Source organism: Deltaproteobacteria bacterium PRO3, assembly GCA_030263375.1.
Classification (GTDB): domain Bacteria; phylum UBA10199; class UBA10199; order DSSB01; family DSSB01; genus DSSB01.
In genome coordinates this window covers 1-7,786 of sequence record SZOV01000160.1, presented here as the reverse complement: position 1 = coordinate 7,786, position 7,786 = coordinate 1, and the positions used below count along the sequence as shown (strand labels likewise).

Genomic DNA, 7,786 nt, shown 5'->3' with positions numbered 1-7,786 from the left:
CGCCGCGCAACGCCCGCCCTTGCGCGTCGTCAAGGGCGCCGGAACGGGGCGCCGGCGCCCTCCCGAGGCCGCCCCCCCGCCGCCCGCCGCCTCCGAAACGGCGCTCGCCGCCGGCACCGATACCTCGGTCATGACTCCCCTACCGGACTCCCTCGATCCGCTGGGGCCCATCCGAAACACCACGCGCAGCGAGGCCTTCGTCGCCTCCCTGGTCGCCCTGGAGGAGACGGGTCTCATTCCTCCCGGCACCGCGCTGGAGCAGTATCAGCTGCCCGGGGTGGTGCTGCGCGCCGACCGGCCCGGGGAACGGGTCGCCCTGTCCCTGCAGCCCGGTCGCGCCGAGGCCGAACGCGTGCTCTACCGCGTCGAGGCCGTCGAGAACGGCGTCTTGAGGCTGCGGCGCACCGGCGGGGAACTCGACCCCAGTCAAAACGCCGAGCTGCATGTAGGGCCCAGCCACGAGTTGATCCCCTTCCAAGCGAACGATTACGTCTTCCTCCGCGCCGCGGGACCGGAACGGCCGCGTCCCTCGCGGGGACCCGAAACCCCTCCGCCCCCGGGCGGCGACGACGCGAACCTGCCGGCCCGCCACGCCATCCACCCCGAGCTCCTCGAGGGCGCGGGACGCCCCTTCTCGATCCCACCCGCGCGGCTTCCCGACCTCGACTACGCCGCGCGGCGCGCCGAACTGGAACTTAACGTCGTGAACGAGGGCCCTCACGCCTGGGTGGAGGCCACGCTTCCGGTGATCGAAGCCGTCGCCGACGATATTGCGGCCCGCAGCGGCGGACTGTTTCCCGAATACGGCCCGCTCGCGGAATCGATCCGCGCCGACTTGGCGGTGATGCGCGATCCCGCCGCCTCGCTGGAAAGCCTGGAGCCCGCCACCCGGCGCCTCGCCGAGCTCTTGCGCTTACGCCGGGAGTTCCCGCCGACCGATCCCGCCTTGGACAACCTCTTCCGCGACAACGTCGCGGCGCTCTACGCCCGCGGCCTCCCGCCGCCGAGCGGAGACCGAAGCCGCCGGACGGCCCGACCGCCGCGGCCGGACGCCGGAGCGGTAAGCCGACCCGCGACGGCGGAAGGACGCCGAGGCGGCGCCGAGGGGGCGCCTCCGACAACGGAAACGACGGTCCGCGTCGTCCCGGAAATGCCGCGCGACGACACACCCCTGCTGGCCGAAATCGAGGCCATGGCCGCGCGCGAGGTGGAGGGCTTCTCGGATCTGGCGCGGCGCACGCGCGAGGCGCTGCTAAGGCATGACGGGCGGAAGACCGTCCCCGCGGACGACACGGCCATGCGGACCTGGCGCGAGGGCCGTCAGAGAATTTTGGAAGGTTACCGCCGCGAGCGCCTGCGCCTCGCCCGCGAATTGGTGGCCCGCCACGAGACCCCGGGCCGCCGCGTGCTGGAATTCCTGCAGGGCCTGAGTCACGACGAAGGCCTGTGGGGCGAACTCGAGGCGGTCGGCGTGGAGCGCGCCCGCGTCGCCGCGGACATTCCACCGCACGGCCGCCCCAAGGCCGTCGAGGACGTGCTTCCCAAGGTCGAGCGCCGAGGCTGGAATTCCCTGCTCCCCTTCACCGACCTGTTCGGCACCCGCATCGTCGTCGAGAGCTATCCGGACGCCCTCGCGGCGCTGGCCGCGATCCGCCATCGCTTCCGGGTGCGGCCGGAATACTCGCGCGAGGGCCGGCTGATCTTCCCCAGCCATCGCCGCGTCCGCCGCTCGGACGGCACCGAGCGCGTCCACTTGAACCTGCTGGAAAACAACCGCCCGGTCCTCGACCAAGAACGCGTCGGCCGCGTCCTCGACGGGCGCCGCTCGGGCTACCGCGCCCTGCACGTCGTCGTCGAGGTCGACGGCCTGCCGGTCGAGATCCAGATCCAGACGCGATCGCTCTACCGCTGGGGCCACATCCAACACGAGTTCTACAAGAACGAGACCCTGGCGCGGCCGGAGAACCGCGACCTCCGCGAGGCGGTCGACCGCTATTTTGCCGAGGCCGCGCGCTACTTGGCTCAGACCGAGCAAGGCGTCCCGGCCGAGCGGCCCGCGCCGCCGGAGCTGCCGGCGGATCGCCTGGCCGTCCTCCCTCGGGAGAGCCGCAGCGAGATCCGCGTCGCCGTCGAGAGGATGGAGGCGCTGCTGGACGAGCGCCCGGCCGCCGTCGCGCCGCCCCCGACCTACCGGCGGGCCGTGAGCTCGCTGGAGGTCCGCACCGGACGCGGCGTCACCGAGCACCCGCTCGACGGCGATTGGGCCGCCGCCTTCTTCCCCGAGGGCCACGCCCCGACCGAGCTCGCCGTCGAATTCGCGCTGGACGCGGACGTCGACGCCGACCAGGCCGCGGCGCTCTGGCAGTCGGACTTCTCCGACACCCTGACCCGCCGCCTGCGCGAGGGCCTGGGCCCCCGCGCCGCCTCGCGCGAGCCCGTCGCCTTCCGGCTGCGCCTGCGCCGCGACAACGCCGTCACCGAGATCTTCATGGTCGCCGAGCCCCGCCTCTTGACCGAGGAGGGCGCGATGCGGAGGCTCTTGACGGGGGAAAGCTTTGCCGAAGCCGACTTCTATCACCAGATCGAAATTTTCCACCCTGAGGGCGACACTGAGATCCACCTCGCGCAGGTACACCTGGCCGAAGGCCTCCGCGGCCGCGGCCTCTACGAGAGTTTCTCCCGGACGCTGCGCGAGGACCTGGCCCGGCGCCATCCGCGCGCGCGAGTCAGCGCGATAACCAAATCCCCGTCGCTGGAACGCATCTTCCTGGCGACCTACGCCGAGGCCGAATCCGTCCCCATCGAGACGAGGCGTCCCGAGGACGGCCTGTACCTCTCCGGCCGCCTGCCGGCGGCCCGGCCCGAAGAGATCTTCATCGAAGCGGAGACGGATCTCGCCGCGGCCTCCGAACGCCGCGACGCGCCCGCCGAGGCCCTGAGCGAGACGGAGGCCCCCGCGCCGACAGAGGCACCGCGCCGGAGCGCGCCCCCCGACCCCTTCGACAGCGGCAACTTGCACGCCAGTTTCCTCGGCGCGGGGCTGATGATGGCGATGACCTCCATGGGGCACTCGCCGGGCGTCTCTCTGTTGGCCGGGATCTTCGGTACCGTCTTGCCCGTCGGCATCTTGGGCGTGATCCGTTGGGTGCGAGGCCGCTTGGGTGCCGCCCCGGCCGCGGCGTCCGGCGTTTCCGTCGCGCCGCCGCCCGTCGGTCCCGCCGCCGAGGCGGCCTTCGCCGACTTCACCGTGGCCGCCGAGGATGGCTCCGAGTTCGTCTTCCGGCCCTATCGGGCCGAGCCCGGCGCCGCCCCCTGGCGCTACATCGCCAGCGTCGACCGCGTCCTGCCGGCCTCGCGGCCCGACCACTTCGAGGCGACCTTCGCCGTCGTCCGGCAGGCGCCGGGCGAGCCGCCTGGGGCTGATCAACGAATTAGGCCATACCCAGCGCGGCGTCCGAGTCTTCCTCGACCGCGTTCCCGCCGCGGGAGCCGCCGAGGCCGCCGCTCCGGCGGCGCCTCCCGCCGCGCGCCTCGCCGCCGAGACCATTCCCCTGGAGGCCGCGCCGCCCCCCGAAGCGGCGCCGCCGCCGTCCCCAGCCGAGCGCCCCTTGCTGCAGCCCAACGTGATGGGCGGCAACCTGGCCGAGATCGACGGACATTTGGCCGGCACGACGCTCGACCCCGCCCAACTCGCCGAGGTCTTGGCGCGCCACAGCCGACGCGTGAATTTGCCCGGCGGCGAATTGGTCTACGTCGCCACGCAGGGCATCGATCCCAAGCACCCGGTAGGCGAGGATTACATGGGCGGCCTGGAATACCGCGACGCCTACGGACGGCGCGTCTACTCGATGATGGTCGCCGACGGCATGGGCGGCATGGGCAACGGCGACGCGGCCGCCCAATTGAGTGTCGAGGCCTTCACCGCGGAATTGCGGCGCTCGGGCGACATGCGGCGCGCCTGGGAACTGGTCAACGCGGCCGTCCGCGAGTTCAACCGCGCCTTCCATCAAGGTCGCGACCGCGAGGCGGCGATGGCCGCGGCCCGCCAGTGGATCCGCGACCCCGGCCGGGCGCGACCCGGCACCGGGGCGGACGGCGGCGGCTCCTGCTCAGTCAGCTTCAGCGTCATCCCGCCGGCACGTCCGGGTGACCCCTACGTCCTGCAGACCCATTTCGCCGGCGACGCCAGCCTGCGCGTCTACCGGCGCGGACCCGACGGGCGCTATCGCCGGGTCTTCGCTACCGTCGAACAGAACGTCGGCGCGGTGGCCGCGGACTCCATGCAGGAGAGCGGCGTCGACCTGCGGCGCACGCGCGAGATCCGGCTCCATCCGATGGCCAACAAGGTCACCAACGGCGTCGGCGGCCACGAATCCCTCGCCCTGTCCGGCACCGCCGACGGGGAGATTCCCGAATCCAACGGCCGGGTCCGGCGCGCGGCGGGTTACGAGCACGGCCTGGTCCTGCGGGAGGGCGACTTGGTCCTCGCCGGCTCGGACGGCTTTTGGGAAAACTTCATCGACACCGACGTGGTGGGCGAATTGATCCAAGGCGCCCGCAGCGCCGAGGAGGCGCACCGCATCCTGCGCGAGGAGACTCACGCCCGCATGGAGGTCGTCCGCCGGCTGCGCGCCCGAGAGCTCCCCGCCGCGGCCAACGGGCGCTTCCGCTTCACCCACCGCGGGCGCGAGCTCTTCATCGATCGGCAGCACAACGTCTACGACAGCGAGACCGCGACCGCGCCGATCGACAAGTTCAAGCCCGACAATTTCAGCCTGGCCGCCTACCTGCACCGGCCGGCCGCGATCGCCGCGGAATCGGCCACGCCGACGCCGGCGCCCCGCGCGCCCGCCGTCGCTACGCGGCGCTCTTCCGTGCCCCCGCCCATCCCCGCCGCCGCGCGGCGCCCGGCCTCCGTCCCGCCGCCGATCCCGGCGGCCGCGAGACGCCCGGCGACGGCGCAAAGTCCGGCCGCCGCCCCCGTCGTGCCTGCGGCGACTTCCGGCGAATTGGTGATCGCGGGCGGCGAGCACCTCTACCGCGTCGCGCGGGGCGGATACCGCGCGGACGAGGGGCGTTACGTCTATCAATTGCGCCTCGACTCCGAATCCGGCCCCGAGGCGCCGCTCTTCCAAGAGATCGAAAGCCCACGCGCCCTGAACACCGCCGAGATCGAGGCGGTGCTCGACGGCCGGAGACCGCAGGGCGTCCTGGTCCGCGAGGGCTGGCGGATCTCCGAACTCAGCTCCGAGCCCGGCGCTCCCCCGTCGGGCGCGCCCGGCACGCTGCCCCTGAGCCTGGTGCCGAACACGCCCGACATGCGCAGCGTCCAAATCGACTTCTACGTGCTGTCGAGCGAGCGCACGCCCCTGGACAACCCTTCCGCCAACCCGCGGGTCGCCCTCGTCGACCCCACGCTGCGCGGCGCCTCGGGCCGCGAACCCGTCCTCTCGCTGGGCGGGCGCAGCGAGTCGGGCGACCCCGCGCGCCGCGAGTGGATCCTCGAGGTGCGCCAAGACCGCGTCCCCGTCCTGGTGGACGGCCAACGGGTCCTGCCCTTCCAGGGCTTCGTCCGCCTCACCGAAGGCGCCCGCATCCGGGTGGGCTTAAGCGAATTTGTCTTCCACGGCCAGTCCCTGGTCCCCGAGACCACCGCCCCGCTCCGCCTCTCCGTCCCCCCGCAGTCGCGGCCCGCCGAAGGCCTGCCGATCGCGGCCGCCTTCGATCGCGAAGACCCGGGCCCCGTCGGCGGGGACGGCGAAGATTAATTTATTCGGATGTTCCGGCTCAGTCGTTGGGGTCGGTGTACTTGAAGTTCCAGGCCTCGTTCACGCTGCGCAGCTGCATGGCCCAGCCGGCGGCGCCCTCGGCGCTGATGTAGTGGACCCAGGCGGAATCCCCGTGCTCGGCCAGCCATTCGAACTCGCGATGGCAGGCGCGCATCTCCTGGCGCGCGATCTCCAGGCGGCTGCGCTTTACCCCGGGGACGGTATGCAGGAAATGTTCGTGCTCGTGGACGACGAAACCGATGCGGGAAAAAGCGGCATCGTGGAAAGAGGACTCGTCGAAATCCTCGATCTGCTTGATCAAAATTCGGTCCGGCCTTCCGGTAATGTGCTTGGGCATGAAGACGCCGATCATGCTGCGGGCCCGCTCTCCGACGTAGGGCGAAACTTCGGCCTCGAATTCGTCCCTGGGCAGGAAGTCCAGGCGAACCTGAAAGTTCACTATCGAATCATACACGCTTAAAGAGACCGGATCGCCCAATTGACGCAAGATCCGCAATGCGTCCGAAGCCATCAGCGGGCGCGGCTCAGGCAGGTGCCGGCGCAAGATGTCCCGGCGCCGCGCCGCGGCGTTGGCGACCGTATGCCCGTCGATGAACTTCCAAAACAGGCGGTTGAAATTCGCGAACATCGCGGCCATCTCCGGCTCTTCGTAAAATCCGTTATGCTGGGTTCCATCGACCTCTTCCACGGCGGAGGGTTGGTCCATGCGGCTTTGAATCCCGATCAGGCGCAGCCCCTCGCCGGTCAGCTCGCGGTACTTGGTGTAGACGTCGAACTCCCGCGCCATGACGCGGTAGATGCGGAAGAGACGCAGGTAAGGCAGCGGGCTGAGCGGGATGGGCGCCATCGCCCTTTCGATGTCGGGGAGCAGGGAATCTTTTTCGCGCACGGTCCGGGCCAGGGCCGATAGGAATTGCTCCATCTCCATGTAAAGCGGATCCTGGCGGTCCATGCCCTGAAGATGCAGCACCGTCCGGTGGAGCAAGTCGCGCGCGGGGGCGCCCATCGGCAGGATGTTGATGGTGCGGTGGACGGGCTTGAAGTTCTGCAGGGCGCGGCGCATGGCGCCGATCGTCATCGGCTGCATCCGGTACTGCGGGAAGAGCGGCTGCAGGAGCCGTTCGAAGGTCGTCAGATCCATGCCGTCGTGGATGGCGTCGAGGATGCCCTGGAGGGTCACGGCATCCTTGCGGCGCACCGACTCGGTGAAGCCCCAGCGCGTCAGCCATTCCAGATAGCTTCCCCGCGCGCCGATGGGGCGGGCGTGCTGGACCATGTGCCGCAGCCGACGCAGCGAGATGTTGAGACGACGCGAGTCTTCCGGCCGCATAAGTTCGAAGGCCTCGATCAGGCGGTCGAGGTCGCCGTACTCCTGGCCCAGCACCCGCACCTGGTGCAGCGAGTCCTTGCTGGCCACCCGGCCCCAGGACCGGGACAGGCGCTGCAGGGCGGGCTCGGTGAGAGGCGGGAGCTCCGCGCCGATCATCTCGCGGAAGGAATAGGCGGCGGCCGGCGCCGAGCTCTCGAGAAAATGCGCCGGCGCGGCGAGGCCGGGCCGCGGGCTTAAGGCCGTCTCGAGGCCGTGGCGCAGCAGCAGCTCGTAACGGGCGCGCGCCGCGGCCGTCCCGCCGAGGCCGTGCATCATGCGGCCTCCCACCTGCATCTGCAGCCAGGTGTCGGCGGTGTCGACCCAGCGGGAGGCCTCGTCCCGCGCGGGCCGCAGGCCGACGGCCTCCTCCAACCGGTGGCCGAGATAAACCCCGCCCAGCGAGGCCGCCGTGTTCCAGGCGCCGCGCGACAGCGGGGCCTTCGCCCAGCGCCGGCCCAGGGCCGCGCCCGCGAAGCCGCTCAGTTGCAGCACGCCCAGGAAGATCGCCGCCGAGGCGAGTTCCTCGCCGAAGCCGGGCTCCTGGACCCCTTCCGCCCGCGAAAAATGGGACAGCAGGCGCCGCGCGCCGACGAAGGCGGGGACCTCGGCCAGGTAGCCGGCGATCCCT

1 protein-coding gene is annotated in these 7,786 nt (G+C 71.4%); it reads left to right on the top strand.

Translation table 11 applies throughout. From position 1 onward, the window contains the following. Positions 1–4,150, top strand: a 4,150-nt coding sequence (locus FBR05_14855; GenBank protein MDL1873458.1) for a hypothetical protein, incomplete at its 5' end; no start/stop codon positions are given. Positions 4,151–7,786: the final 3,636 nt, after the last annotated feature.